The 22,260-nt window shown below is 63.3% G+C and carries 30 protein-coding genes; 7 read left to right on the plus strand and 23 right to left on the minus strand.

Going from position 1 to position 22,260, the window contains the following annotated elements; genetic code table 11:
* Nucleotides 1–3: 3 nt before the first annotated feature.
* The 3 genes from ACFVVC_RS17280 (at nt 4) to ACFVVC_RS17290 (ending at nt 2,401) form a co-directional block, all read left to right on the plus strand.
* On the plus strand, nt 4–936 hold the full coding sequence (locus ACFVVC_RS17280; RefSeq protein WP_387455973.1) for a type II secretion system F family protein: 933 nt from the start codon (nt 4–6) through the stop codon (nt 934–936).
* A 7-nt stretch (nt 937–943) separates the two neighbouring features.
* Nucleotides 944–1,831 carry a type II secretion system F family protein gene (locus ACFVVC_RS17285; protein WP_387455976.1) on the plus strand — a complete coding sequence of 296 codons (888 nt, stop codon included), beginning with the start codon at nt 944–946 and terminating at the stop codon, nt 1,829–1,831.
* Nucleotides 1,832–1,924: 93 nt separating this feature from the next.
* The gene (locus ACFVVC_RS17290) at nt 1,925–2,401 is read left to right on the plus strand and encodes an Hpt domain-containing protein (RefSeq protein WP_387455979.1); all 477 of its coding nucleotides are present in this window, start codon (nt 1,925–1,927) and stop codon (nt 2,399–2,401) included.
* An 8-nt stretch (nt 2,402–2,409) separates the two neighbouring features.
* On the opposite strand, the gene ACFVVC_RS17295 is transcribed toward ACFVVC_RS17290, so the two are convergent.
* Complete coding sequence (locus ACFVVC_RS17295; RefSeq protein ID WP_387455982.1) at nt 2,410–3,195, minus strand: response regulator transcription factor; 786 nt, start codon at nt 3,193–3,195, stop codon at nt 2,410–2,412.
* 252 nt (nt 3,196–3,447) lie between these two features.
* Here ACFVVC_RS17295 and ACFVVC_RS17300 point away from each other — a divergent pair, with 252 nt between their 5' ends.
* Nucleotides 3,448–5,115, plus strand: a complete 1,668-nt coding sequence (locus ACFVVC_RS17300; RefSeq protein ID WP_387455985.1) for a sensor histidine kinase — start codon at nt 3,448–3,450, stop codon at nt 5,113–5,115.
* Here the strand turns inward: ACFVVC_RS17300 and truA are convergent.
* From truA to ACFVVC_RS17340, 8 genes are all read right to left on the minus strand, one after another.
* Nucleotides 5,112–6,005 carry a tRNA pseudouridine(38-40) synthase TruA gene (truA, locus tag ACFVVC_RS17305; protein WP_387455988.1) on the minus strand — a complete coding sequence of 298 codons (894 nt, stop codon included), beginning with the start codon at nt 6,003–6,005 and terminating at the stop codon, nt 5,112–5,114. The genes ACFVVC_RS17300 and truA overlap by 4 nt on opposite strands.
* A 32-nt stretch (nt 6,006–6,037) precedes the next feature.
* Entirely contained in the window at nt 6,038–6,613 is a 576-nt protein-coding gene (rplQ, locus tag ACFVVC_RS17310) for a 50S ribosomal protein L17 (protein ID WP_387455991.1), read from the minus strand.
* Between the two features lie 67 nt (nt 6,614–6,680).
* On the minus strand, nt 6,681–7,691 hold the full coding sequence (locus ACFVVC_RS17315) for a DNA-directed RNA polymerase subunit alpha (RefSeq protein WP_013601812.1): 1,011 nt from the start codon (nt 7,689–7,691) through the stop codon (nt 6,681–6,683).
* A gap of 130 nt (nt 7,692–7,821) precedes the next feature.
* Nucleotides 7,822–8,223, minus strand: a complete 402-nt coding sequence (rpsK, locus tag ACFVVC_RS17320; protein WP_018760435.1) for a 30S ribosomal protein S11 — start codon at nt 8,221–8,223, stop codon at nt 7,822–7,824.
* 54 nt (nt 8,224–8,277) lie between these two features.
* Nucleotides 8,278–8,652: a 30S ribosomal protein S13 gene (rpsM, locus tag ACFVVC_RS17325; RefSeq protein WP_003803743.1), complete on the minus strand. Its 375-nt coding sequence runs from the start codon at nt 8,650–8,652 to the stop codon at nt 8,278–8,280.
* A gap of 184 nt (nt 8,653–8,836) precedes the next feature.
* Entirely contained in the window at nt 8,837–8,950 is a 114-nt protein-coding gene (gene rpmJ, locus ACFVVC_RS17330) for a 50S ribosomal protein L36 (RefSeq protein ID WP_009358722.1), read from the minus strand.
* 70 nt (nt 8,951–9,020) lie between these two features.
* Nucleotides 9,021–9,242, minus strand: coding sequence for a translation initiation factor IF-1 (gene infA, locus ACFVVC_RS17335; protein ID WP_009358723.1), 222 nt, complete (start codon nt 9,240–9,242; stop codon nt 9,021–9,023).
* Between the two features lie 167 nt (nt 9,243–9,409).
* On the minus strand, nt 9,410–10,384 hold the full coding sequence (locus tag ACFVVC_RS17340) for a P1 family peptidase (protein ID WP_387455995.1): 975 nt from the start codon (nt 10,382–10,384) through the stop codon (nt 9,410–9,412).
* Between the two features lie 222 nt (nt 10,385–10,606).
* Here ACFVVC_RS17340 and ACFVVC_RS17345 point away from each other — a divergent pair, with 222 nt between their 5' ends.
* The 3 genes from ACFVVC_RS17345 to ACFVVC_RS17355 are packed head-to-tail and all read left to right on the plus strand — an operon-like array spanning nt 10,607 to nt 13,892.
* Entirely contained in the window at nt 10,607–11,566 is a 960-nt protein-coding gene (locus ACFVVC_RS17345; protein WP_387455998.1) for a carbohydrate ABC transporter permease, read from the plus strand.
* Nucleotides 11,563–12,483, plus strand: coding sequence for a carbohydrate ABC transporter permease (locus ACFVVC_RS17350; protein ID WP_387456001.1), 921 nt, complete (start codon nt 11,563–11,565; stop codon nt 12,481–12,483). The genes ACFVVC_RS17345 and ACFVVC_RS17350 overlap by 4 nt, the downstream gene beginning before the upstream one ends.
* 59 nt (nt 12,484–12,542) lie before the next feature.
* The gene (locus tag ACFVVC_RS17355; protein WP_387456004.1) at nt 12,543–13,892 is read left to right on the plus strand and encodes an ABC transporter substrate-binding protein; all 1,350 of its coding nucleotides are present in this window, start codon (nt 12,543–12,545) and stop codon (nt 13,890–13,892) included.
* A 108-nt stretch (nt 13,893–14,000) separates the two neighbouring features.
* On the opposite strand, the gene map is transcribed toward ACFVVC_RS17355, so the two are convergent.
* The 14 genes from map to rpmC all read right to left on the minus strand — a co-directional run bounded on the left by map (nt 14,001) and on the right by rpmC (nt 22,258).
* The gene (gene map / locus ACFVVC_RS17360) at nt 14,001–14,828 is read right to left on the minus strand and encodes a type I methionyl aminopeptidase (protein ID WP_387456007.1); all 828 of its coding nucleotides are present in this window, start codon (nt 14,826–14,828) and stop codon (nt 14,001–14,003) included.
* 72 nt (nt 14,829–14,900) lie between these two features.
* Complete coding sequence (locus ACFVVC_RS17365; protein WP_387456298.1) at nt 14,901–15,470, minus strand: adenylate kinase; 570 nt, start codon at nt 15,468–15,470, stop codon at nt 14,901–14,903.
* A 5-nt stretch (nt 15,471–15,475) separates the two neighbouring features.
* Nucleotides 15,476–16,786: a preprotein translocase subunit SecY gene (secY, locus tag ACFVVC_RS17370; RefSeq protein ID WP_387456010.1), complete on the minus strand. Its 1,311-nt coding sequence runs from the start codon at nt 16,784–16,786 to the stop codon at nt 15,476–15,478.
* Between the two features lie 211 nt (nt 16,787–16,997).
* On the minus strand, nt 16,998–17,483 hold the full coding sequence (gene rplO / locus ACFVVC_RS17375; protein WP_013601817.1) for a 50S ribosomal protein L15: 486 nt from the start codon (nt 17,481–17,483) through the stop codon (nt 16,998–17,000).
* Entirely contained in the window at nt 17,484–17,690 is a 207-nt protein-coding gene (rpmD, locus tag ACFVVC_RS17380; RefSeq protein WP_018760444.1) for a 50S ribosomal protein L30, read from the minus strand.
* A gap of 2 nt (nt 17,691–17,692) precedes the next feature.
* Entirely contained in the window at nt 17,693–18,409 is a 717-nt protein-coding gene (gene rpsE, locus ACFVVC_RS17385) for a 30S ribosomal protein S5 (RefSeq protein ID WP_387456015.1), read from the minus strand.
* Nucleotides 18,406–18,789, minus strand: coding sequence for a 50S ribosomal protein L18 (gene rplR / locus ACFVVC_RS17390; protein ID WP_018760446.1), 384 nt, complete (start codon nt 18,787–18,789; stop codon nt 18,406–18,408). Before rplR ends, rpsE begins: the two co-directional genes overlap by 4 nt.
* A 2-nt stretch (nt 18,790–18,791) precedes the next feature.
* Nucleotides 18,792–19,328, minus strand: a complete 537-nt coding sequence (gene rplF, locus ACFVVC_RS17395) for a 50S ribosomal protein L6 (RefSeq protein WP_387456018.1) — start codon at nt 19,326–19,328, stop codon at nt 18,792–18,794.
* Nucleotides 19,329–19,346: 18 nt separating this feature from the next.
* Nucleotides 19,347–19,745, minus strand: coding sequence for a 30S ribosomal protein S8 (gene rpsH / locus ACFVVC_RS17400; RefSeq protein WP_018760448.1), 399 nt, complete (start codon nt 19,743–19,745; stop codon nt 19,347–19,349).
* A gap of 82 nt (nt 19,746–19,827) precedes the next feature.
* Nucleotides 19,828–20,409, minus strand: coding sequence for a 50S ribosomal protein L5 (gene rplE, locus ACFVVC_RS17405; protein ID WP_018760449.1), 582 nt, complete (start codon nt 20,407–20,409; stop codon nt 19,828–19,830).
* Nucleotides 20,409–20,771, minus strand: coding sequence for a 50S ribosomal protein L24 (gene rplX / locus ACFVVC_RS17410; RefSeq protein WP_018760450.1), 363 nt, complete (start codon nt 20,769–20,771; stop codon nt 20,409–20,411). Before rplX ends, rplE begins: the two co-directional genes overlap by 1 nt.
* A gap of 3 nt (nt 20,772–20,774) precedes the next feature.
* Nucleotides 20,775–21,143, minus strand: coding sequence for a 50S ribosomal protein L14 (gene rplN, locus ACFVVC_RS17415; RefSeq protein ID WP_003803789.1), 369 nt, complete (start codon nt 21,141–21,143; stop codon nt 20,775–20,777).
* 483 nt (nt 21,144–21,626) lie between these two features.
* A complete protein-coding gene (rpsQ, locus tag ACFVVC_RS17420) occupies nt 21,627–21,932 on the minus strand; it encodes a 30S ribosomal protein S17 (RefSeq protein WP_018760451.1) in 306 nt (101 codons plus the stop codon).
* Nucleotides 21,929–22,258, minus strand: coding sequence for a 50S ribosomal protein L29 (gene rpmC, locus ACFVVC_RS17425; protein ID WP_163161897.1), 330 nt, complete (start codon nt 22,256–22,258; stop codon nt 21,929–21,931). The genes rpsQ and rpmC overlap by 4 nt, the downstream gene beginning before the upstream one ends.
* Nucleotides 22,259–22,260: the final 2 nt, after the last annotated feature.

Consider the following 22,260-nt stretch of genomic DNA (forward strand, 5'->3'; position numbering starts at 1 on the left):
GCCATGGTCATCGGCATCGGAGCCGTCATCCTCCTGGCATCCATCTGCCTGCTCGGCGTGGCCGTCCTCCTGCCAAGCGCCCCCACGGTGCCGCTGGACCGACGCCGTCCCTTCGAACCCGAGCCGGCATCCTCCATCACCCGGCTGGCGCTGTCAGGGGTCAGGTCCTTCGAGCGGCTGCTGGGTGGCCGGAACGTCAAGCTCTTCTCCCGTGCAGAGCTGGAGAACGCGGGCCTGCGCCTCAGCCAGGCTGAATTCTTCCTGCTCGTGGGCATCGGCGCCTGCGTGGGCATGCTCGTTGGCATTGTTACCGTTGGACCCCTAATGGGGCTGCTCCTTGCCCTGCTGGCACCGTTCGTCGGCAAGATCGTCCTCGGGTTCCTGGCCGGCAAGCGCCGTGCCGCTTTCGACAGCCAGCTCGGCGACACTCTGCAACTGCTCTCCGGCGGCCTGCGGGCCGGTCACAGCATCCTGCGCGCCATCGATGCCGCTGCCACGGAATCACAGAAACCGACGTCGGAAGAGATGCGGCGAGTGATCACCGAGACCAGCCTGGGCCGCGACCTGCTGGCCGCCCTCAACGACACTGCGGAACGGATGAAGAACGAGGACTTCGTATGGATCTCGCAGGCCATCCAGATCAACCGGGAGGTAGGCGGCAACTTGGCGGAGGTGCTGGACCAGGTGAACGAGACCATCCGCGAGCGCGCGGAGATCAAGGGCCACATCAAGGCACTGGCCGCCGAAGGCAAGTTTTCGGCGTACATCCTCATCGCCATGCCGTTCGGCATCGTGGCCATGCTGCTGGCCGTCAGCCCCAACTACATGAATTCGATGTTCACCCACCCCCTGGGCTGGGTGATGATCGGAGCCTCGTTCGTCCTGATGACCATTGGCTCGCTGTGGATGCGCAAGATTATCGACCTGAAGTTCTGAGGAAGCCATGAACCTGATCGTCGTGCTCTCGATCCTGCTGGTCTGCCTGCCCCTGGCCGCATTGACATGGTCCGTCCTGACCGTGGACAAGCAGGGCCGGGTAGCCGCCACCGAACTGCTCTCGCGCGGGGCGCCGCCCGTTGCCGCCGCCCCTGCCGGGACAGGCCCGGGACTTCTCGAAGCGTTGGGCAGGCGCCTGACTCCCCCCGCCTACGTCGCCTTCCTTGACCGGCTCCTGGCCCTGTCCGGCCGGCCTGCATCCATGCCACTGGGAAAGGTGATGGCGTCCAAGCTGGCGCTCGGCCTGGCCGGGGTGGCCATGGGCGGCTACCTGGCGGCAGTGGGAAGCAGTCCGCTGATGAAGCTGGCGGGGCTTTTCGTCCTGGTTCTCGGCTACTTCATCCCGGACCTCCTGCTGTACAGCAAAGGCCAGGAACGGCAGAAGGCCATGCAGCTGGAACTGGCCAATACCCTGGACCAGATGCTCATTTCGGTGGAAGCGGGGCTGGGCTTCGAAGGCGCCATGGCACGGGCCGGTGAGAACGGCAAAGGCCCCCTTGCCGAGGAACTGGTGCGCACCCTGCAGGACATGCAGGTGGGGCGCAGCCGCCGGGAGTCCTACATCGCCCTGGCGGAGCGGACCAGCATTCCCGAACTGCGCAGCTTCGTGCAGGCAGTGGTTCAGGCCGACACGTATGGAATCGCCATCAGCCGGGTACTGCGCGTCCAGGCCAAGGTAATGCGCGTCAAGCGGCGCCAACGGGCCGAAGAAAAGGCCATGAAACTGCCCGTTATGATCCTTTTCCCGCTGTTGTTTTTCATTTTTCCGGTCCTCTTTATTGCCATTTTGGGACCGGCGGTTATCAATACAATCGCCACCTTTACCGGCCAGTAGGGTTGCTCAGCATGGCGGCAAGGTTGCCTCAAGGTTTACACAGAATCATCCGAAACAGGACACCGAAGGATTTCCAGGAAGTAGCCTTGGACAATGCACAATCCCGATCCCGGTCCCAGCGGAAACAGCCCCGCTGCGGATTTCCCGCCGGCCGGGATCGCGCCGCCATCGATTCCGGCCGCTGGTGCGGTCCATTCGCTGAAGGCGGCGGCGCTCTTGCCTTTGGTTGATGCAACCGTGCTGGATGAACTCGACGACGAACTCGCAGGGTCAGGACTGGCCCGGCGCTTCGCCCGGGACTACGCCGCAATGTGGGACACGCGCCTGGCCCGGCTCGGAACTGCAGTGGACAGCCAGGACGAGGCCTCAGCCCTGGACGCGGTGATCAGCCTCAAAATCAGTTCCGCCATGGTGGGCGGTATCCGGCTGGCCAAACTCGCCGAGGTCCTCGAAGCCCTGATCCGGCAAGGCGACTTCGTCCAGGGGCAGGCCATGATGGCCGGCGTTGCCCATGACGGCGCGCGGACGGTGTCCGAGCTCCAGTCAACCTTCATCCTCGAACAGGGGTAGCTGTCCGGTCAGGCGTCGTCGGGCCGCCGGGGCGCAAGCCTGTACCCCACCCCGCGGACCGTCTGCAGCCAGCGCGGCGACAGCTGGTCCTCGTTGAGCTTGCGCCGCAGGTTTCCCACATGGACTTCGACGGCGCGCTCGTCGGCTTCGCTGATGTACGTGTCGTGGTCGTAGAACTCCCCACGGACCGCCCGCACCAGGTCGGCCCTGCTACACACGGCGCCGCCGCCCTTCAGCAGCACATGGAGCAGGTCGAATTCGCTGCGCGTCAGGCCCAGCGGCTCACCCTTGACTTCCACGGTACGCGTCCGGTGGTCCAGTCGAAGCCCGTTGTGCTGGAGGACTCCGGACTCTGCGGGACCGGCGGCAGGAGCCGCGGCCTGTCCCCACGTGGCGGGTGACGGGCGCAGCCCGTTTTCCTCCTGGCGTGGCCTGCGCATCATTGCCGCCACCCGGGCGCGGAGTTCCCTGGGCCTGAACGGCTTGGCGATGTAGTCATCAGCCCCTGTGTTCAATGCCGACAAGAGGTCCGGTTCCTCAGTCCTCCCCGTCAGCATCACCACGTAGGCATTGCTGAACGTCCGGATCCGCCGCAGGACCTCGAACCCGTCAATGTCCGGCAGCCCGATATCGAGTGTCACAACGTTAGCCTGCTTGCTCCGGACCACCTCTACCCCGGACCGCCCATCATCAGCTGTATGCACTTCAAAGCCTGCCTGGGTCAAAACACCTTCAAGGAGGTTTCGCACATCGGCGTCATCTTCGATGACCACAGCTACACCAAGATCGTCCATTGCTATCCCTGCGCCAGGCGGAGATGGCCCCCCATTGGCCCAGCGCCAATGCCATACCCGCTCCAACCATTTATACGCTACTAGTAAGCCCTACTGATGACATCTGTGCCCACCCTAAAAATTGAAAAGTCAATTATTATGACAAGACATGTGCAATATGGGCGGGAATGGGGTACCTGCCCGGTATCGGAGCAATAGATAAGGCCTCAGGGCACTGTGCTTTCCAAACGTAAAGGGGTACGAGTCAGAAACATGGCTGAGCCATTGTTCCAGCGGGGACCCGGCCGCATCTTCCGCAGGCTGGGAACCCGCGCCCAGGTGGCGTTGTGCCAACTCCCCGTCACGGTGATCGTGGCCATCATTGCTGTAGCGACCCCCCTCGCCTGGCCCTCGCTCACGCGCAGCCCCCTGTACCTGGCCGGCATTGCGCTGCACGCGATCCTGTTCCTTGCCTGTTTCCTGGTCCCCTGGGAACGCCTGCCGCACCGCGCCCACCTGCTCATCCCGGTACTGGATTTCGCGGCCATCGGGTTCCTCCGCAACGGGGCCGCACCTCTGTTGCCGGGCCTGGCAGTGCTGGTGGTCTTCCCGGTGATTTGGCTGTCCGCCTCCGGCATGCTGACCCGGACCAGCCTGGTGCTCAGCTTTGTGGGCCCCTTCTTGATCATGGTCCCTCCCACCGTGGCCCACCTGCCGTCCGTCACGGCCTCGGACCTTACCAACGATGTCCTCTTCCCCCTTATGATGCTCGCCGTTTCCCTGGCCATCCGCTTCGCGAGCGTGAACCTGCGGCTGCAGCAACGCGAACTCGCCGAAAAGGACGGGGAACTCCGTGAACTGCTGGCCGCAAGCCGGGAACGGGAGAAGCTGCTGGAGACGGTGCTGGAGGCGACCGACGTCGGCATAGCCGCCGTCGACCGCTCAGGCCACTTCCTGGTCTCCAACAGCCGGCAGCGAAACTTCCGCCGGGTCACCGGCGCCGACGAAGAACTCCCCGGCCAGGGGCACCAGGTGATCTACGGCCAGGACCGGCGAACCCTGCTGCCCCCGGACCGGCGGCCCATCAGCCGGGCGATGGCAGGGGAATCATTCGCCGACTACCTGGTCTGGGCAGGCGAGGGACTGGAACAGCGGGCCCTCTCCACCGCGGCCCGTCCGCTTGTCAGCGAGGACGGCCGGCTCACCGGCGCCGTGGTGGTGTACAGCGATGTGACGGGCTGGGTCGAGTCGCTGACGGCGAACCACGACCTGGTCTCCAACGTGTCGCATGAATTCAAGAACCCGCTGAACTCGATCATCGGCAACGTGGACCTGGTGCTCGACGACATCGATGAGCTGCCGCCGCACGTGGCCAAGCGCCTGCTGGTGGTGCAGCGCAACGCGGAGCGGATGATCGACCTCGTCGCTGACCTGACTGCGTCGGCGTCCACCACGATGAACGTCCACCCGAAGCGGACCGACGTCGCCAGCCTGGTGGAGACCAGCCTCAGCTCCGCGCAGGCGGCGGCGCAGCGGTCCCGTGTGGAAGTCTCCGCTGACGTTCCCTCGCCGCTCTGGGCCTATGCTGATCCGCTCCGGATCGGCCAGGTGCTGGACAACCTGGTGTCCAACGCCATCAAATACTCGCCCGACGGCGGCACTGTGAGCATCAGCGCGGAAGCGGACACCCAGTGGGTCACACTCAGGGTCAAGGACACCGGCATGGGCATGTCAGAAGAGGATGCCGCCAGGGTGTTCAACCGATTCTTTCGCGCCGAGTCCGCACGTCAAGCCGCCATCCCCGGTGCCGGGCTGGGCCTGTCCATCACCCGGATGATCGTGGAGCGGCATGGCGGCTCCGTCAGCTGCGAGAGCGGCGAAGGCCAAGGCAGCACCTTCACGGTGACGCTGCCGGCCGAGGGGCCGCCGCCGTCGTTCTAATGTTTGCGCAGTGCCCGGGTCTGTTCGGCGCGGGCCAGCAGTTCGTCGTCAGACGGGTACGCCACTTCCTCCAGCACCAGCGGGTGCGGGGCGGCCAGGACAGACTTGGCGTCCCGTTTCTGCAGGAGCAGCCGTTCGTGCAACCAGCCAGGTTCCACGGTGCCCTCCCCCACGTAAATCGCCGAACCCACCAAGGCCCTGACCATGTTGTGGCAGAACGCATCGGCCTGCACGGTGGCCACGATGACGCCGTCGTCACCGCGGGTGAACTCGAAGCGCTGCAGCTCCCTGATGGTGGTGGCACCTTCGCGCGGCTTGCAGAAGGACAGGAAGTTTTGCAGGCCCAGCAGCTGCGAGGCACCTTGGTTGAGCAGCTCAACATCCAGTGGATTCTTGTGCCACAGCGTGAAGTACCGTGCCAACGGGTCCCAGAGGGCGGGTCCGTCCGCAATCCGGTAGCTGTAGCGCCGCCAGAGGGCCGAGAACCGGGCGTCGAAGCCTACAGGCGCCAAGGCGATGTCGTGGACTTCGACGGCGCCGTGAAGGTCGCCCAGGGCACGGTTGAGCGCGCCACGGAGCCGGCGCAGCATGGCGGCGGCGGGATCGAGTTCGTGCCCGCGAGGCAGTGCCAGCCATTCAGATTCGGTGAGGTCCAGGTGGACCACCTGGCCGCGGGCGTGGACGCCGGCATCGGTGCGTCCGGCCACGGTGACCCGGACCGCGCGGCGCACTACCAGCTCGATCGCTTCCTCAAGGACTCCCTGGACGGTCCGCAGGCCCGGCTGCAGCGCCCACCCGCTGAAGGGGCCGCCGTCGTACGAAAAATCAAGCCGGAGACGCAAAAACCCGCCGCCCCCTAAGACGGGGGCCGCGGGTTTTTGGTGGTTCACAGACCTAAGTCTATGCGAAGCAGGTCAGCGAATTACTTCGCGTCCTTCTCCTCGGCAGCCGGAGCTTCCTCAGCGGCCGGAGCCTCTTCGGTTGCAGCGTCCTCGGCAGCAGGTGCTTCTTCGGTTGCGGCAGCTTCCTCGGCGGCCGGAGCCTCTTCGGCAGCCGGAGCAGCAGCGGCAGCTTCCTTCTTGTCGGCGTCGCGCTTAGCGGCAGAGGTAGCCTCGGCTACGACAGCCTGCTTGGCGGAAACCGGCTCCAGGACCAGCTCGATGACAGCCATGGGAGCGTTGTCGCCCTTGCGGTTGCCGATTTTGGTGATGCGGGTGTAGCCGCCGTCGCGGTTCTCCACTGCCTGGGCGATGTCGGTGAACAGCTCGTGGACGATGCCCTTGTTGCTGATCAGGCCGAGAACGCGGCGGCGGGAAGCGAGGTCGCCACGCTTGGCGAAGGTGACCAGGCGCTCTGCGTACGGCTTCAGGCGCTTGGCCTTGGTCACCGTGGTGGTGATCCGCTTGTGCTCGAACAGGGATGCTGCCAGGTTCGCGAGCATGAGGCGCTCGTGAGCCGGGCCGCCTCCGAGGCGCGGACCCTTAGTGGGGGTAGGCATAATTGTTTCTCCTCATGTGGAAGCCGTGGGCGGCACACCATGGTGCTGCCCGCGGCCAAGGTCTGGTTTAGAGTTCGTCGTCGCCGAAGGCGGCGTCGTCCTCTTCGATTGCTGCGGCGCGTGCTGCGAGGTCAAAACCGGGAGGCGAGTCCTTGAGGGACAGGCCCAGTTCAACCAGCTTTGCCTTGACCTCGTCAATGGACTTTGCACCGAAGTTGCGGATGTCCATCAGGTCAGCCTCGGAGCGGGCAACGAGTTCACCCACGGTGTGGATGCCCTCACGCTTGAGGCAGTTGTAGGAACGGACGGTGAGGTCCAGATCCTCGATCGGCAGTGCCATGTCGGCTGCCAGGGCAGCGTCGGTGGGCGACGGGCCGATCTCGATACCTTCAGCTGCGGTGTTCAGCTCACGGGCCAGACCGAACAGTTCCACCAGGGTGGTGCCTGCGGAAGCAACGGCATCGCGCGGGGCGATGGCCTGCTTGGTCTCGACGTCGACAATCAGCTTGTCGAAGTCGGTGCGCTGCTCAACACGGGTTGCTTCCACGCGGAAAGTAACCTTCAGGACCGGCGAGTAGATGGAGTCGACCGGGATACGGCCGATCTCTGCGTCGCCGGACTTGTTCTGAGCTGCCGAAACGTAGCCGCGGCCGCGCTCGATGGTCAGTTCGAGTTCGAACTTGCCCTTCGAGTTCAGCGTGGCGATGTGCAGATCCGGGTTGTGGAATTCGACGCCGGCCGGCGGAGCGATGTCCGCGGCGGTGACGACGCCGGGGCCCTGCTTGCGCAGGTAAGCCACGACGGGCTCGTCGTGCTCGGAGGAAACCGACAGGCTCTTGATGTTAAGGATGATCTCGGTGACATCTTCCTTGACACCCGGAACCGTGGTGAACTCGTGCAGCACACCATCGATCCGGATGCTGGTTACGGCAGCACCGGGGATGGAGGAGAGCAGGGTACGGCGGAGGGAGTTTCCGAGGGTGTAGCCGAAGCCCGGTTCCAGCGGTTCGATGATGAAACGCGAACGGTTTTCGGAGACTACCTCTTCGGAGAGGGTGGGGCGCTGTGCAATGAGCACTTAGGTTTCCTTTCGGCGAGCATCCGCTATATGACGCAACACAGGTGGTGGAAATTCGGTCTGAAGACTTAACGCGCTGGGCTTGCCCGGGCCATCACTGGTCCGGGCAAGCTCCTGCTGCGGAAAAGAATTAGACGCGGCGGCGCTTCGGCGGGCGGCAGCCGTTGTGCGCTGCGGGGGTGACGTCCTGGATGGAGCCAACCTCGAGGCCTGCGGCCTGCAGCGAACGGATTGCGGTTTCGCGCCCGGAACCCGGTCCCTTGACGAAAACGTCTACCTTGCGCATGCCGTGCTCCTGCGCACGCTTGGCAGCAGCTTCGGCAGCCATCTGGGCAGCGAACGGGGTGGACTTGCGCGAGCCCTTGAAGCCAACCTCACCAGAGGAAGCCCAGGAAATAACAGCACCGGAGGGATCCGTGATGGAAACGATGGTGTTGTTAAAGGTGCTCTTGATGTGCGCCTGGCCAAGCGCGATATTCTTCTTGTCCTTCTTACGCGGCTTGCGAACCGCGCCACGAGTCTTCGGGGGCATTTTTTCTCCTACAGAAAGTTATTGGGGAAAGTCCGTAAATCCCGAGCGGGGATTTTAACGGGCCTTCTTCTTGCCGGCGACGGTACGCTTCGGGCCCTTGCGGGTACGTGCGTTGGTCTTCGTACGCTGACCGCGTACGGGCAGGCCCTTGCGGTGGCGCAGGCCTTCGTAGCTGCCGATTTCAACCTTGCGGCGGATATCTGCTGCTACTTCGCGGCGAAGGTCACCCTCAACCTTGTAGTTGCCTTCAATGTAGTCACGCAGCTCAACCAGCTGGGCGTCAGTCAGGTCCTTGACGCGAACGTCAGCGCTGATGCCCGTGGCAGCCAGGGTTTCGTGTGCACGGGTCTTGCCCACGCCGTAGATGTAAGTAAGCGCAATTTCCAGCCGCTTTTCGCGGGGAATGTCTACGCCAGCGAGACGAGCCATAGTGGCAGTACTCCTTGATAAACCGGAGGTCGTAGGCAGTACACCCGCACATTCCGTACGGCCCCAGCCTCCGACCGGGGGTTAGCTGTCCGGACTCTTTCGAGCTCAATGTTCCAGATCAGCTTGTGCTGCCTTTATTTACTTGCGTGGGTTAGCAACCCAGGATTTCCTTCAGGGAAGGAAATTAGCCCTGGCGCTGCTTGTGGCGCGGGTTCTCGCAGATCACCATGACCCGGCCGTTACGGCGGATCACTTTGCACTTTTCGCAGATCTGCTTGACGCTCGGCTTGACCTTCATGGCATTCCTTTGCGTGTAACAGTTGGTCAGCTGGAGCAGCAGTCAGCATGCGCTGCAGCTGCCCAGCAATTTACTTGTAGCGGTAGACGATACGACCACGGGTGAGGTCGTACGGGCTCAGCTCCACCACTACGCGGTCCTCGGGGAGGATCCGGATGTAGTGCTGACGCATCTTTCCAGAGATGTGTGCCAGAACGATGTGCTTGTTGGTGAGCTCAACGCGAAACATCGCGTTAGGCAGCGCCTCGGTCACAACGCCTTCGATCTCAATGACCCCGTCCTTCTTGGCCATACCCTCCGCTAACTGTTGTTGCCGCAGCCCCGCCGGATTGCACCGGGCATGACTACGAACGTTTTTGTTGGATCGATTGCCATCTCCAAGCCCAAAAGGGCGCGGCAGTCCAGACAACCAACAAACAACACTACGCCATCTGGCGGCGAAAGTTAAATCCAGCCATGCTAGCGCATCCGGTCGCCGAACGCACCATACTCACCCGCAGGAGTGGTCACGGCCTCCGCGCTGGCCACGCCGTCCAGGATGGCCAGGCGGACGACGTCGGCTGCCGCGCTTTGCAGCGTGATAAGGCTGATTTGGCGGGCGGCTTCGTCCGAGCGGTCCAGTGCCAGGGCGCCGGTTGCGAGGCAGAATACGGTATCCCCGTCGGCGAGGGTGTGGCTCGGATTCAAGGCCCGGGCAATCCCGGCGTGCGAGGCAGACGCCGTGCGCTTGCACTCCGCCGCATCCAGCACGGCATTGGTGGCCACGACGACGAGGGTGGTGTTCAACGGCGCCGGACCGCCCAACTTGTCCTCCCGGTGATTGAGCTTGTCGAAATCCAGGGCCCGGGTCTCGACGAGCCCACCCACCGGGAGTCCGAGTGCGTTGACTATGGCCAGCGCGCCGACTACTACCCCGTTCTCCAGCGTGACCGACGCCGTGCCAACTCCGCCTTTGTATTGCCCCCTGCCGATGAGGGCTCCGGTGCCGGCGCCGACGTTGCCGCGGTCGACGTCGTGCCCGTCGTCCTGTGCTGCTGCGGCGGCCGTTGCCGCGTAGCCCATGTCCGGCGTCGGCCGTGCGGCGAAGTCGCCGCCCCTGCCGAGGTCGAAGATCGCGGCTGCCGGAACGATGGGCACCACTCCCCCGGGCACTGCGAAACCGCGGCCGTTTTCCTCGCACCAGCGCTGGGCGCCGGCGGCCGAGGCCAGCCCGAAGGCGCTGCCGCCGGTCAACACCACCGCATCCACGGTGCTGACCAGGGTGGTGGGGTCGAGCGCATCTGTTTCGTGCGTGGCCGGCCCGCCGCCCTGGACATCCACCGAACCGATGGTGCCTGGCGGCGGCAGGACGACGGTAACCCCGGTCAGCCAGCCGTTGGTCGCTCTCTCAACATGGCCCACCCGGACGCCCGGGACATCGGTAATGGTTCCCATGCCCCTATTGTCCCCGCTGCTGGCGCGCCCCTGCCGCAGGGGCAAACTTTATGCGAGACTGCAAACAACACAGGGTTAATGGGCAACGAAGCCTTTGTTAACTATTTGAGGAGAAGGGTTTTTTCAGGGGTTTCGCCCACCAACAATGTGGTGAAGTAATGGCTTGATTCCCCTTACCCGCGACCGGCCACGAGCTGGCTCCGAAACCCGTGAGAGATCCGCATGACACGTCAACTCTCCCCACGACCCTCCACCAGGCCCGCTGGCCCCGCTGCCAGCACCGCTAAAATACCCCACCGGCGGTGGACCGCAAGGAACCGCCGGGACTTCTTTGTTTTCCTTGCCATGGCGCTGCCCAACCTGGTGCTGATCGCCGTTTTCACGTACCGTCCGCTGATCAGCAACATGTACTACTCCACGCTGGATTGGACGCTGGGCTCGCCCACCGCCACCGTGGTGGGCCTCGCAAACTACGTCACCTTCTTCAGCAGCAATGACGCGCCCAAAGTCCTGGGGACCACCGCCGTGTTCACCGTGGTGACGGTAGGCGGATCCATGCTGCTGGGCCTGCTGGTGGCTGTGGCTTTGAACGGGAAGATCCGTGGCACCACGTTTGCCCGGTCCGCCGTGTTTGCCCCATACGTGCTCTCGGGCGTAGGCGTGGGCCTGGTTTGGTTGTTCATCTTCGACCCCGGCTACGGCGTCCTTGCCTGGCTGCTGCGGGGCATCGGCCAACAGAGCCCGCAATGGATCAACGACCCCCAGTTGTCGCTGGTCATGGTGATCCTGGTCTACGTCTGGAAGAACCTTGGCTACTGCGCTGTGGTGTACCTCGCAGGGCTGCAGTCCCTGCCGAAGGACGTCATGGAAGCCGCGTCCCTCGACGGCGCGAACGGATTCCGGCGATTCCTCAGCATCTCGCTGCCGCTGTTGTCCCCCACCACGTTCTTCCTCCTCATCACCACCATGCTCAGCTCGCTGCAGGCCTTCGACCTCATCCGGATCATGACTCCGCTGGGCACCGGCACCAGCACCCTGATCTACGAGGCATACCTCCAGGCGTTCGGCGCGTACAACCGGGCCGGCTATTCGGCAGCCATTTCCGTGGTGCTGTTTGCCATCCTCCTGGTGATCACCGTGCTGCAGCTGCGCTTCGTGGAACGAAAGGTGCACTACTCGTGACGTCCCTATCACCGGTCAACCCGGACCCGGCCGCCCCGGCGGTTTCGACGCCGGATCCCACGCTCCGGCCCGACCGCCCCTTCTCCCGGCGAAACCTCATCCAGACCATTGTCGTCGGCTACCTGCCACTGCTCGTAGCCACGCTGGTGGTGTTCCTGCCGCTGCTCTGGATGGTCCTCAGCTCCTTCAAGTCATCCGGCGAGATCGTCACCACGGACCTGAAGATCCTCCCGGAGAGCCTGAACCTGGAGAACTACCGGACCGCCATGACCACGGTCCCGTTCGGACAGTTCTTCCTGAACAGCACCATCGTCACCCTGGCCGGGGCCACCATCAAGGTGCTGCTCGCGATCCTGACGGCGTACGCGCTGGTCTTTGTCCGCTTCCCGTTCCGGAACTTCATCTTCCTGCTGATCCTGGTGGCCCTCATGGTGCCGCCGCAGGTGTCCATCCTGCCCAACTTCATCCTGATCGCCGGGATCGGCGGAAAGAACACCCTGTGGGGCATCATCCTGCCGGGCCTCGGCACCGCGTTCGGGACATTCCTGCTGCGCCAGCACTTCCGGACCCTGCCCGCCTCCATCCTGGAATCAGCGGAGATGGACGGGGCCGGGCACTGGCGCCGGCTCTGGCAGATCGTGGTTCCTGTCTCGGTCCCCTCCATCGCCACGGTGGCGCTGGTGACCATTGTGACCGAATGGAACGACTACATCTGGCCGCTGATCATCACGGACCGGCCGGAGACCATGACGCTCCCCGTTGGCCTGACCCTGCTGCAAAACAGTGAAAGCAATGCCGCCGGCTGGGGAGTGCTCATGGCCGGTGCCGTCCTGGTCATCGTGCCCATCCTGATTATCTTCGCGGCCCTGCAGCGCTACATCGTGGCGGGCCTCACCCAAGGCAGCGTGACCGGCTAAGCTGCCGGCCGCCGTCGACCTTCCCACCTTCCACAAGGCAACAACCGAAAGGAACTCTCATGGCATTGCATCTGGACCGGAGGCATTTCCTGGGCCTGGCAGGGGCTACCGCCTCCGCGGCCGCCCTGGCGGCATGCGGCGGACCCTCAACCACGGGCGGCGGCCAGGCCACGTCCCAAGCGGCCGACATCGACTTCAGCGGGGTGAAGCCCGCGGCCAAGATCGACTTCTGGTCCAGCCACCCTGGCCAGTCCCAGGACGTGGAAAAGAGCCTGATCGACAAATTCCACGCCCAGAACCCGGATATCACGGTCAACCTGGTGACGGCCGGCGCCAACTACGAGGAAATCGCACAGAAGTTCCAGACCGCGCAGGCTGCCAAGTCGGGCCTCCCGGGCGTCGTGGTCCTGTCCGACGTGTGGTGGTTCCGCTACTACACCAACGGCAGCATCATCCCCGTGGACAGCCTCACCAAGCAGCTGGACATGAAGATGGACGATTTCCAGCAGTCCCTGGTGGACGACTACAAGTACGACGGCAAGCAGTGGGCACTCCCCTACGGCCGGTCAACGCCCCTGTTCTACTACAACAAGGATCACTTCGCCGCCGCGGGCCTGCCCGACCGCGCTCCCAAGACCTGGGACGAGTTCGGTGGATGGGCGCCCAAGCTGAAGGCGAGCTCCGGCGCCCAGTACGCCTACATCTACCCGGCCCTGGCCGGATATGCGGGGTGGACGCTGCAGAACATGCTGTGGGGCTGGGGCGGCGGCTGGTCCAACGCCTGGGACATCACATGCGATTCTGCCGACTCCGTGGCGGCGCTGCAATGGGCCCAGGATTCCATCTACAAGGACAAGTGGGCAGGCGTCTCATCCAAGGAGGCCGCGGACGACTTCTCCGCCGGCCTGACTTCCACCACCATTTCTTCCACCGGCTCGCTGCTGGGAATCCTGAAGTCCGCTAAGTTCAATGTCGGCGTCGGCTTCCTGCCGGGCGGCCCGAAGGCGCAGTCCAACGTATGCCCCACCGGCGGCGCCGGCCTGGGCATCCCGAGCGGGATCACCAAAGAGGAACAGCTTGCCGCAGGTACGTTCCTGAAGTTCATCACCCAGCCGGAAAGCACCGCGGAGTTCTCTGCCGCCACCGGCTACATGCCCACCCGCAAGTCCGCTGACATGACGGCCGTCCTTGCCAAGACCCCGCAGATCAAGACGGCCATGGACCAGCTGGCCGTAACCAAGGTCCAGGACAACGCCCGGGTGTTCCTGCCGGGCGCAGACCAGGAGATGGCGAAAGCTGCCGCGAAGATCCTCACCCAGCAGGGCGACGTCAAGTCCTCCATGACGGACCTGAAGAGCACCCTGCAGGGCATCTACGACCGGGATGTGAAGCCGAAGCTGAAGGCATAGCCTTTTTCGACGCGCAAAAGCCCTGGCGAAACCCCACACGGGGGTTTGGCCAGGGCTTTTCGGCGTCGCGGTGGACAACACGCGTCGCGGGACCCTTAGCGGGCCGGACTAAGGAATGGGAACGGGTGTGACGCCCAACGGCACCAGGTGCTCCGCGCCGCCGTCGGGGGCCGAAAGGACCCAGATGCCCTTCTCATGCACCGCAACCGAATGCTCCCACTGGCAGGACCGCTTGCCGTCGGTGGTGACAACGGTCCAGTCGTCGTCCAGGACCGCTGTGTCGATGCTGCCGCGCACCAGCATGGGTTCAATGGCAAGGCAAAGTCCCGGCTTGATCTTGGGGCCGCGGTGGTTGGTACGGTAGTTCAGCACGTCCGGGGCCATGTGCATCTCGGAGCCGATGCCGTGGCCCACGTAGTCCTCAAGGATGCCGAGGGGCTTGCCGGGTACGGAGGAGACGTAATCGTCGATGGCGGCACCGATATCGCCCACATGGCTTCCAGTGGCCAGCGCCGCGATCCCACGCCACATCGCTGCCCGGGTGACGTCGGACAGCCGCTGATCCTCGGGATCCGCGGTTCCCACGATCACGGTCCGGGCGGAATCGGAGTGCCAGCCGTTGACGATCGCCCCGCCGTCGATGGAAATGATGTCACCGTCCTGCAGAACCCGGCTGCCCGGGATGCCATGGACCACTTCCTCGTTGACGGAGGTGCAGATGGTGGCCGGAAAGCCGTGGTAGCCCAGGAAGTTGGACTTAGCCCCTGCTTCGTTGAGCACTGCCGCAAAGACATCGTCCAAGTGCTTGGTGGTGACCCCCGGCACCGCGGCGGCGACGGCGGCGTCCAGCGCACGGCTGAGGACCAGACCGGCTTCATGCATGGTGCGCATCTGGGCGTTGTTCTTGAATTCGATGCGGGGTTGGCCGAAGGCCATGGTGTGTCCTTTCAAATGGCTGAGGCTCCTCCCGGATTCCGGGAGGAGCCTCGATAACCGTGGCGCCTTGGGTCAGGCTGCCTGTGCGGCCTTGATGGCCTGCATCACGCGGTTGGTTACTTCGTCGATGGGACCGATCCCGTCCACCTGGGTCAGGATGCCGCGGTCGGCGTATTTTGCCACCACGGCCTCCGTCTGCTCGTGGTAGAGGTCAAGGCGGTGGCGGATGACGGCCTCGTTGTCGTCGCTCCGGCCCGTTTCCTTGGCCCGGCCCAGGAGGCGGTGTACCAGTTCCTCATCGTCGGCCGTCAGCTGCAGCACCACGTCGAGCTTCTCGTCGCCGTCGGCGAGGATCTCGTCCAGGTAATCCACCTGCGCGGTGGTGCGCGGGTAGCCGTCCAGCAGGAAGCCGTTTTCGACGTCGGATTCGCCCAGGCGGTCGCGGACCATCTTGTTGGTCACGCTGTCCGGGACGAAGTCACCGTTGTCCATGTACTTCTTGGCCTCGATGCCGAGCGGGGTTTCGCCCTTCACGTTGGCCCGGAAGATGTCGCCGGTGGAGATGGCCACAACGCCGAGGCGTTCTGAAATCCGCTCCGCCTGCGTTCCTTTTCCGGAACCGGGAGGTCCAATAATCAGCATTCTCGTCATCGCAAAAGCCCTTCGTAGTGACGTTGTTGTAGCTGCGCATCAATTTGCTTGACGGTCTCCAGGCCAACGCCCACCATGATCAGGATCGAGGTGCCACCGAACGGGAAGTTCTGGTTTGCGTTGATCAGCACCAGTGCCACCAGCGGAATCAGTGCCACAAAGCCCAGGTAGAGGGCGCCGGGCAGGGTGATCCGCGACAGCACGTACTGCAGGTAATCCGCGGTCGGCCGGCCGGCGCGGATACCTGGAATGAAGCCGCCGTACTTCTTCATGTTGTCCGAGACTTCTTCAGGGTTGAAGGTAATCGCGACGTAGAAGTAGGTGAAGAACACGATCAGCAGGAAATAAACCACCATGTAGATCGGGTGGTCACCGCGGGTCAGGTTGTTGTTGATCCATTCAACCCACGGCTGGAGCTGCTCGCCGTTCTTGGGCTGGTTGAACTGTGCAATCAGCCCGGGAATATAAAGCATGGAGGAAGCGAAGATCACCGGAATAACGCCGGCCATGTTCACTTTGATGGGGATGTAGGTGCTGGTGCCGCCCACGGTCCGCCGGCCGATCATCCGCTTGGCGTACTGGACCGGGACGCGCCGCTGGGACTGTTCCACGAAGACCACCAGGGCGACCGTGAGGAGGCCCACCACCAGGACGAGGAAGAAGGTCCCCGGCCCCTGGGAAGTCCAGATCGCGCCGAGCGAGGTGGGGAACTGCGCCGCGATGGAGGTGAAGATCAGCAGCGACATGCCGTTACCCACACCCTTTTCGGTGACGAGCTCGCCCATCCACATGATCAGGCCGGTGCCGGCCGTGAGGGTAATGATGATCAGGATGGTGGTGATGATGCTCGTGTCCGGGATCACCGGGAGCTGGCAGCCGGGCAGCAGCTGGCCGGAACGGGCCAGGGACACCAGGGTGGTGGCGTTGAGCAGGCCCAGGGCAATGGTGAGGTAGCGGGTGTACTGGGTCAGTTTGGACTGGCCCGACGCGCCCTCGTCGTAGAGCTGCTGGAACCGGGGAATGACCACCCGGAGCAGCTGGACGATGATGCTGGCCGTGATGTACGGCATGATGCCCAGGGCGAAGATGGACACCTGGAGCAACGCGCCGCCGCTGAAGAGGTTGACGAGCTGGTAAAGCCCGCCGGCAGTCTGACCGTTATGCAAGCATTGCTGGACATTCTGGTAGTTCACACCTGGCGAGGGAATGAAAGCACCCAAGCGGAAGATGGTGATGATTGCCAGCGTGAACAACAACTTGCGTCGCAGATCAGGCGTGCGAAAGGCCCGGCCAAATGCGCTAAGCAAGCGTCCTCCTGTGGTGTCAATAAGAGTGGGGTTGCGGAACTTGATAAATCCCGACATCCGAGTCTAACGGTTGGATGCGCCATGCGAACAATCCATACCAGCCAGGGTGCGCCGGAAGGCAGGAAAAATTCGCCCGGCGGATATGGAAAACTCCCGGTATCCGGGGCCAAAGCCCGCGGATACCGGGAGTTCAACAGCTGGCGCCGTCCCTTTAGAGGGCGGTGGTACTTCCGCCTGCTGCGGCAATCTTTTCTGCGGCGCTGGCCGAGAATGCGTGGGCGGTGACGTCAACCTTGACGGTGATGTCGCCGGTGCCCAGCACCTTGACGGGCTGGTTCTTGCGAACGGCGCCCTTTTCGACCAGGTTCTCCACGGTGACTGCGCCACCTTCCGGGAACAGCTCGTTGAGCTTGTCCAGGTTTACAACCTGGAACTCAACCCGGAACGGGTTCTTGAATCCGCGCAGCTTCGGCAGGCGCATGTGCAGCGGCAGCTGGCCGCCGGCAAAGCCAGCCTTCACCTGGTAGCGGGCAGCCGTACCCTTGGTACCGCGGCCGGCGGTCTTACCCTTGGATGCCTCACCACGACCAACACGGGTCTTGGCGGTCTTGGCACCCGGAGCGGGACGCAGGTGGTGAACCTTCAGGGCGTTCTGCTTCTCAGCAGCCTGTGCCTTATCAGCAGTGTTCTCTGCCATTTACTTCGCCTCCTCTACCTTTACCAGGTGCGGAACCGTGTTGATCATCCCGACGGTCACGGCGTCGGCGGTGCGGACAACGGTGTGTCCGATCCGCTTCAGGCCGAGGGACCGCAAGGTGTCGCGCTGGTTCTGCTTGCCGCCAATGGCGGACTTGATCTGAGTGATCTCCAACTGAGCGTCGGAGGGGACCAGGTTCTTAGCCATGACTAGGCACCTGCCTTCGGTGCGAGAAGGGCCTTCACCAGTGCCTGCGGGGCAACCTCGTCCAGCGGCAGGCCGCGGCGTGCTGCCACGGATGCCGGCTCTTCGAGGCGCTTCAGGGCATCAACGGTCGCGTGAACGATGTTGATGGCGTTGGAGGAACCGAGCGACTTGGAGAGGATGTCGTGGATACCCACGCACTCCAGTACTGCACGGACCGGACCACCGGCGATAACACCGGTACCGGCGGAGGCCGGACGCAGCATTACGACGCCGGCAGCGGCTTCACCCTGAACGCGGTGCGGAATGGTGCTGCCAACGCGGGGAACGCGGAAGAAGGACTTCTTGGCCTCTTCAACGCCCTTGGCGATAGCAGCGGGAACTTCCTTGGCCTTGCCGTAGCCGACGCCGACCATGCCGTTACCGTCACCGACGACCACCAGAGCGGTGAAGCTGAAGCGACGACCACCCTTGACGACCTTGGAAACGCGGTTGATGGTGACAACGCGCTCTACGAACTGGTTCTTTTCGGCTTCACGGCCACCGTCGCGGCCGCCACGGCCACCGCGGTCGCCGCGGCCCTGGCCACGGTCTCCACGCTCGCCGCGACGGGCGCCACCACGGCGGTCGTCGGCAGCGGGGGCAGTGGTCTCAGCAGCTGCGGCTTCGGGGGCCTTCTGATCTGCAGACACAGTGTCCTTTTCCTTGTTTGCTTCGGTCACAGTGACAGCCCACCTTCGCGTGCACCGTCGGCGACGGCGGCGATCCGGCCGTGGTACTTGTTACCACCACGGTCGAATACGACAGCCTCGACGCCGGCAGCCTTGGCACGTTCGGCAACGAGCTCGCCGACGCGCTTGGCCTTGGCAGTCTTGTCACCGTCGAATGCACGAAGGTCAGCTTCCAGAGTGGACGCGCTTGCTACGGTCTGGCCAATGCTGTCGTCGACAACCTGGACAAATACGTGGCGTGCGGACCGGTTGACCACCAAACGGGGGCGGGCAGCCGTACCGGCAATGCGCTTGCGGATACGAAGCTGGCGGCGGCTGCGTGCAGCTGCCTTGCTCTTGTTCGTACGCTTCTTGTTAATGGCGATGGCCATGGTTACTTACCAGCCTTTCCGACCTTGCGGCGGATGACTTCGCCGGCGTAACGGATGCCCTTGCCCTTGTAGGGGTCAGGCTTGCGCAGCTTGCGAATGTTGGCAGCAACTTCGCCGACCTGCTGCTTGTTGATGCCTGAGACAGAGAGCTTGGTCGGACCCTCTACTGCAAAGGTGATGCCGGCCGGAGCGGAAACGCTGACCGGGTGGCTGTAGCCGAGAGCGAACTCAAGGTCAGATCCCTTGGCCTGAACGCGGTAACCGGTACCGACGATTTCAAGCTTCTTCTCGTAGCCTGCGGTGACGCCCTGGATCATGTTGGCGATCAGGGTGCGGGTCAGGCCGTGGAGTGAACGGGAGGCGCGCTCATCGTTCGGGCGGGTAACGGTCAGGGTGTTCTCGTCCAGGGCAACCTCGATGGGGCTGGCCACAGTGTGGCTAAGCTCCCCCTTGGAACCCTTGACGCTGACGACAGAGCCGTCAACCTTGACCTCAACGCCGGCAGGAACGGTGATGGGGAGACGTCCAATACGTGACATTATTCTCTTCCTTTCCCGTTACCAGACGTACGCGAGGACTTCGCCGCCCACGCCCTTCTTGCCGGCCTGCTTATCAGTCAGGAGGCCGGAAGAGGTGGACAGGATTGCGATACCCAGGCCACCGAGCACGTGCGGGAGGTTGGTGGACTTCGCGTAAACGCGGAGACCCGGCTTGGAGATCCGGCGTACACCGGCGATGGAACGCTCGCGGTTCGGACCGAACTTGAGTTCGAGGGTCAGCTTCTTGCCAACCTCTGCGTCCTCTTCCTTCCAGCCGGCGATGAAACCTTCGGCCTTGAGGATGTCGGCAACGCGTGCCTTGAGCTTGCTGTACGGCATAGTCACGGAGTCGTGGTACGCCGAGTTTGCGTTACGCAGGCGCGTAAGCATATCTGCGACAGGATCTGTCATTGTCATGTGGGCTCATGCCCTTCCTCATAACGGTTTCCGCCGTTCCGTCCCCTGGGGAGCGGAGCAGCCGGACCTTTTACGTAGTTAATTAAGCTTCGGTTTTGAACGGGAAACCAAGCGCCTTGAGCAGCGCACGGCCTTCGTCGTCGGTCTTCGCAGTGGTGACAACCGTGATGTCCATACCGCGGACGCGGTCGATCTTGTCCTGGTCGATTTCGTGGAACATAACCTGCTCGGTCAGACCGAAGGTGTAGTTGCCATTGCCATCGAACTGCTTGCCACTGAGGCCGCGGAAGTCGCGGATACGGGGCAGGGCCAGGCTGACCAGGCGGTCCACGAATTCCCACATGCGGTCGCCACGCAGGGTTGCGTGCGCACCGATGGGCATGCCTTCGCGCAGCTTGAACTGTGCGATCGACTTGCGGGCCTTGGTAACCTGCGGCTTCTGGCCGGTGATCTGGGTGAGGTCGCGGACAGCGCCGTCGATCAGCTTGGAGTCCTTGGCGGCATCTCCAACACCCATGTTCACAACAACCTTCACCAGACGGGGTACCTGGTTCACGTTCGAGTACTTGAATTCATCCTGCAGCGCAGCCTTGATGGATTCGGCGTACTTGGTCTTCAGACGAGGAACGATCTTCGTTGCCGGGGTCTCGATAGTCTCGGTCATTAGATGTCCTTCCCGGTGCTCTTGGACACGCGGATGCGGACGGTCTTCTTGACGCCGTTCTTCTCCACAGTGTCGAGGCGGAAGCCCACGCGGGTCGGCTTCTTGGTCGACGGGTCAACCAGGGCCACGTTGGAAACGTGAATCGGGGCCTCTACAACCTCGATGCCGCCGGTCTTGGTGCCGCGCTGCGACTGTCCAACCCGAGTGTGCTTGGTGACGCGGTTAACGCCCTCAACCAGCACGCGGTTGGTGTCGGTGAAAACGCGCAGAACCTTGCCCTGCTTGCCACGGTCGCCGCCGCGCTCAGCCTTGGCGCCAGTGATGACCTGAACCAGGTCACCCTTCTTGATCTTTGCAGCCATGGACTAGAGCACCTCCGGAGCCAGAGAAACGATCTTCATGAACTTCTTGTCACGCAGTTCACGACCAACCGGTCCGAAGATACGGGTACCCCGGGGGTCACCGTCGTTCTTCAGGATCACAGCTGCGTTCTCGTCAAACTTGATGTAGGAACCATCCGCACGGCGGCGTTCCTTCTTGGTACGGACGATGACGGCCTTGACCACATCGCCCTTCTTTACGTTGCCGCCCGGGATTGCATCCTTGACGGTGGCGACGATGACGTCGCCGATGCCTGCGTAGCGACGGCCGGATCCACCGAGAACGCGAATGGTAAGGATTTCCTTAGCACCCGTGTTGTCGGCGACCTTCAGTCGCGACTCCTGCTGAATCACTATTTACTCCTTGCGTCGCGCCGGTTCTCAGGCCGTGGTCTTGCTACGGAATGAGCCTTGCGGAACGGTTGATCGGGGTGTCTCTTGACCTGCCTGGATTTTGCCAGACCAGGCCTAAACGCCCGTGCCAGAAGCAGTTGCTCCCATCCGGTCCGGGACGGATCCCGGGCGCACAGGGGCACTATGCTGTGGCACGCTTGTTTACGAGGTTGATGACGGCGCACAAAAGGCGCCATACAAACTCAATATCCTAGCACGTTTTCCGCCAGTCCCCATATCACCCCTCGCGTCCGCGCCGCAAGACGGACGACGGCGTCACGCACGGCAGACTTTCGGCCCACCAAGGGTGCCACTCCCCCACTGGGCCAGGCGCCGGCGTCGTCCGCTGCGTCCAAAAAGTGCCTGGCGTGACGCTCTGGGTCCATTAAACGAGGAAGCCCCCGCTCCCGTAAGGGAGCAGGGGCAACAGCGAAGCAGCAGGTGCTACTTGGCCTTCTCGAGGATTTCCACGAGCCGCCAGTTCTTGGTGGCGGACAGTGGACGGGTCTCGGCGATGACAACGAGGTCGCCGATGCCGGCGGTGTTCTCTTCGTCGTGTGCCTTGACCTTGGAGGTACGGCGGATAACCTTGCCGTACAGGGCGTGCTTTACGCGGTCCTCAACCTCGACAACGATGGTCTTCTCCATCTTGTCGGAGACCACGTAGCCGCGACGCGTCTTGCGGTAACCGCGCTCCCCAGCCTTGGCGGCGGTAGCAGTTTCCGTCACGTTCTCGTCCTTTTCACTCACTTGGCATCCTCCTCGGTCTCAACCGTTTCAGCCTTGTCGGCCTTCTTGGTTGCAGCCTTCTTGGACTTCTTTTCTTCCTTGGCTTCCACAACCGGTGCGGCAACCTCGGCACGAATGCCCAGCTCGCGTTCGCGGAGAACGGTGTAGATGCGGGCAATGTCCTTCTTTACTGCGCGCAGGCGACCGTGGTTCTCCAGCTGTCCGGTGGCGGACTGGAAGCGCAGGTTGAACAGCTCTTCCTTGGCCTTCCGGAGTTCTTCAACGAGACGCTCGTTGTCGAAACCGTCCAGCTGTGCGGGAGCCAGATCCTTGGATCCTACTGCCATTT

This window comes from Pseudarthrobacter sp. NPDC058196 (genome assembly GCF_042882685.1).
Classification (GTDB): domain Bacteria; phylum Actinomycetota; class Actinomycetes; order Actinomycetales; family Micrococcaceae; genus Arthrobacter.

What these genes read in the sequence shown, in the direction of transcription:
- ACFVVC_RS17280 (WP_387455973.1), top strand. Translation starts at nt 4, where the DNA reads ATGGTCATCGGCATCGGAGCCGTCATCCTCCTGGCATCCATCTGCCTG.
- ACFVVC_RS17285 (WP_387455976.1), top strand. Translation starts at nt 944, where the DNA reads ATGAACCTGATCGTCGTGCTCTCGATCCTGCTGGTCTGCCTGCCCCTG.
- ACFVVC_RS17290 (WP_387455979.1), top strand. Translation starts at nt 1,925, where the DNA reads ATGCACAATCCCGATCCCGGTCCCAGCGGAAACAGCCCCGCTGCGGAT.
- ACFVVC_RS17295 (WP_387455982.1), bottom strand. Translation starts at nt 3,195, where the DNA reads ATGGACGATCTTGGTGTAGCTGTGGTCATCGAAGATGACGCCGATGTG.
- ACFVVC_RS17300 (WP_387455985.1), top strand. Translation starts at nt 3,448, where the DNA reads ATGGCTGAGCCATTGTTCCAGCGGGGACCCGGCCGCATCTTCCGCAGG.
- rplQ (WP_387455991.1), bottom strand. Translation starts at nt 6,613, where the DNA reads ATGCCTACCCCCACTAAGGGTCCGCGCCTCGGAGGCGGCCCGGCTCAC.
- rpsK (WP_018760435.1), bottom strand. Translation starts at nt 8,223, where the DNA reads ATGCCCCCGAAGACTCGTGGCGCGGTTCGCAAGCCGCGTAAGAAGGAC.
- rpsM (WP_003803743.1), bottom strand. Translation starts at nt 8,652, where the DNA reads ATGGCTCGTCTCGCTGGCGTAGACATTCCCCGCGAAAAGCGGCTGGAA.
- rpmJ (WP_009358722.1), bottom strand. Translation starts at nt 8,950, where the DNA reads ATGAAGGTCAAGCCGAGCGTCAAGCAGATCTGCGAAAAGTGCAAAGTG.
- infA (WP_009358723.1), bottom strand. Translation starts at nt 9,242, where the DNA reads ATGGCCAAGAAGGACGGGGTCATTGAGATCGAAGGCGTTGTGACCGAG.
- ACFVVC_RS17340 (WP_387455995.1), bottom strand. Translation starts at nt 10,384, where the DNA reads ATGGGAACCATTACCGATGTCCCGGGCGTCCGGGTGGGCCATGTTGAG.
- ACFVVC_RS17345 (WP_387455998.1), top strand. Translation starts at nt 10,607, where the DNA reads ATGACACGTCAACTCTCCCCACGACCCTCCACCAGGCCCGCTGGCCCC.
- ACFVVC_RS17355 (WP_387456004.1), top strand. Translation starts at nt 12,543, where the DNA reads ATGGCATTGCATCTGGACCGGAGGCATTTCCTGGGCCTGGCAGGGGCT.
- map (WP_387456007.1), bottom strand. Translation starts at nt 14,828, where the DNA reads ATGGCCTTCGGCCAACCCCGCATCGAATTCAAGAACAACGCCCAGATG.
- ACFVVC_RS17365 (WP_387456298.1), bottom strand. Translation starts at nt 15,470, where the DNA reads ATGCTGATTATTGGACCTCCCGGTTCCGGAAAAGGAACGCAGGCGGAG.
- rplO (WP_013601817.1), bottom strand. Translation starts at nt 17,483, where the DNA reads ATGGCAGAGAACACTGCTGATAAGGCACAGGCTGCTGAGAAGCAGAAC.
- rpmD (WP_018760444.1), bottom strand. Translation starts at nt 17,690, where the DNA reads ATGGCTAAGAACCTGGTCCCCTCCGACGCTCAGTTGGAGATCACTCAG.
- rplR (WP_018760446.1), bottom strand. Translation starts at nt 18,789, where the DNA reads ATGGCCATCGCCATTAACAAGAAGCGTACGAACAAGAGCAAGGCAGCT.
- rplF (WP_387456018.1), bottom strand. Translation starts at nt 19,328, where the DNA reads ATGTCACGTATTGGACGTCTCCCCATCACCGTTCCTGCCGGCGTTGAG.
- rpsH (WP_018760448.1), bottom strand. Translation starts at nt 19,745, where the DNA reads ATGACAATGACAGATCCTGTCGCAGATATGCTTACGCGCCTGCGTAAC.
- rplE (WP_018760449.1), bottom strand. Translation starts at nt 20,409, where the DNA reads ATGACCGAGACTATCGAGACCCCGGCAACGAAGATCGTTCCTCGTCTG.
- rplX (WP_018760450.1), bottom strand. Translation starts at nt 20,771, where the DNA reads ATGGCTGCAAAGATCAAGAAGGGTGACCTGGTTCAGGTCATCACTGGC.
- rpmC (WP_163161897.1), bottom strand. Translation starts at nt 22,258, where the DNA reads ATGGCAGTAGGATCCAAGGATCTGGCTCCCGCACAGCTGGACGGTTTC.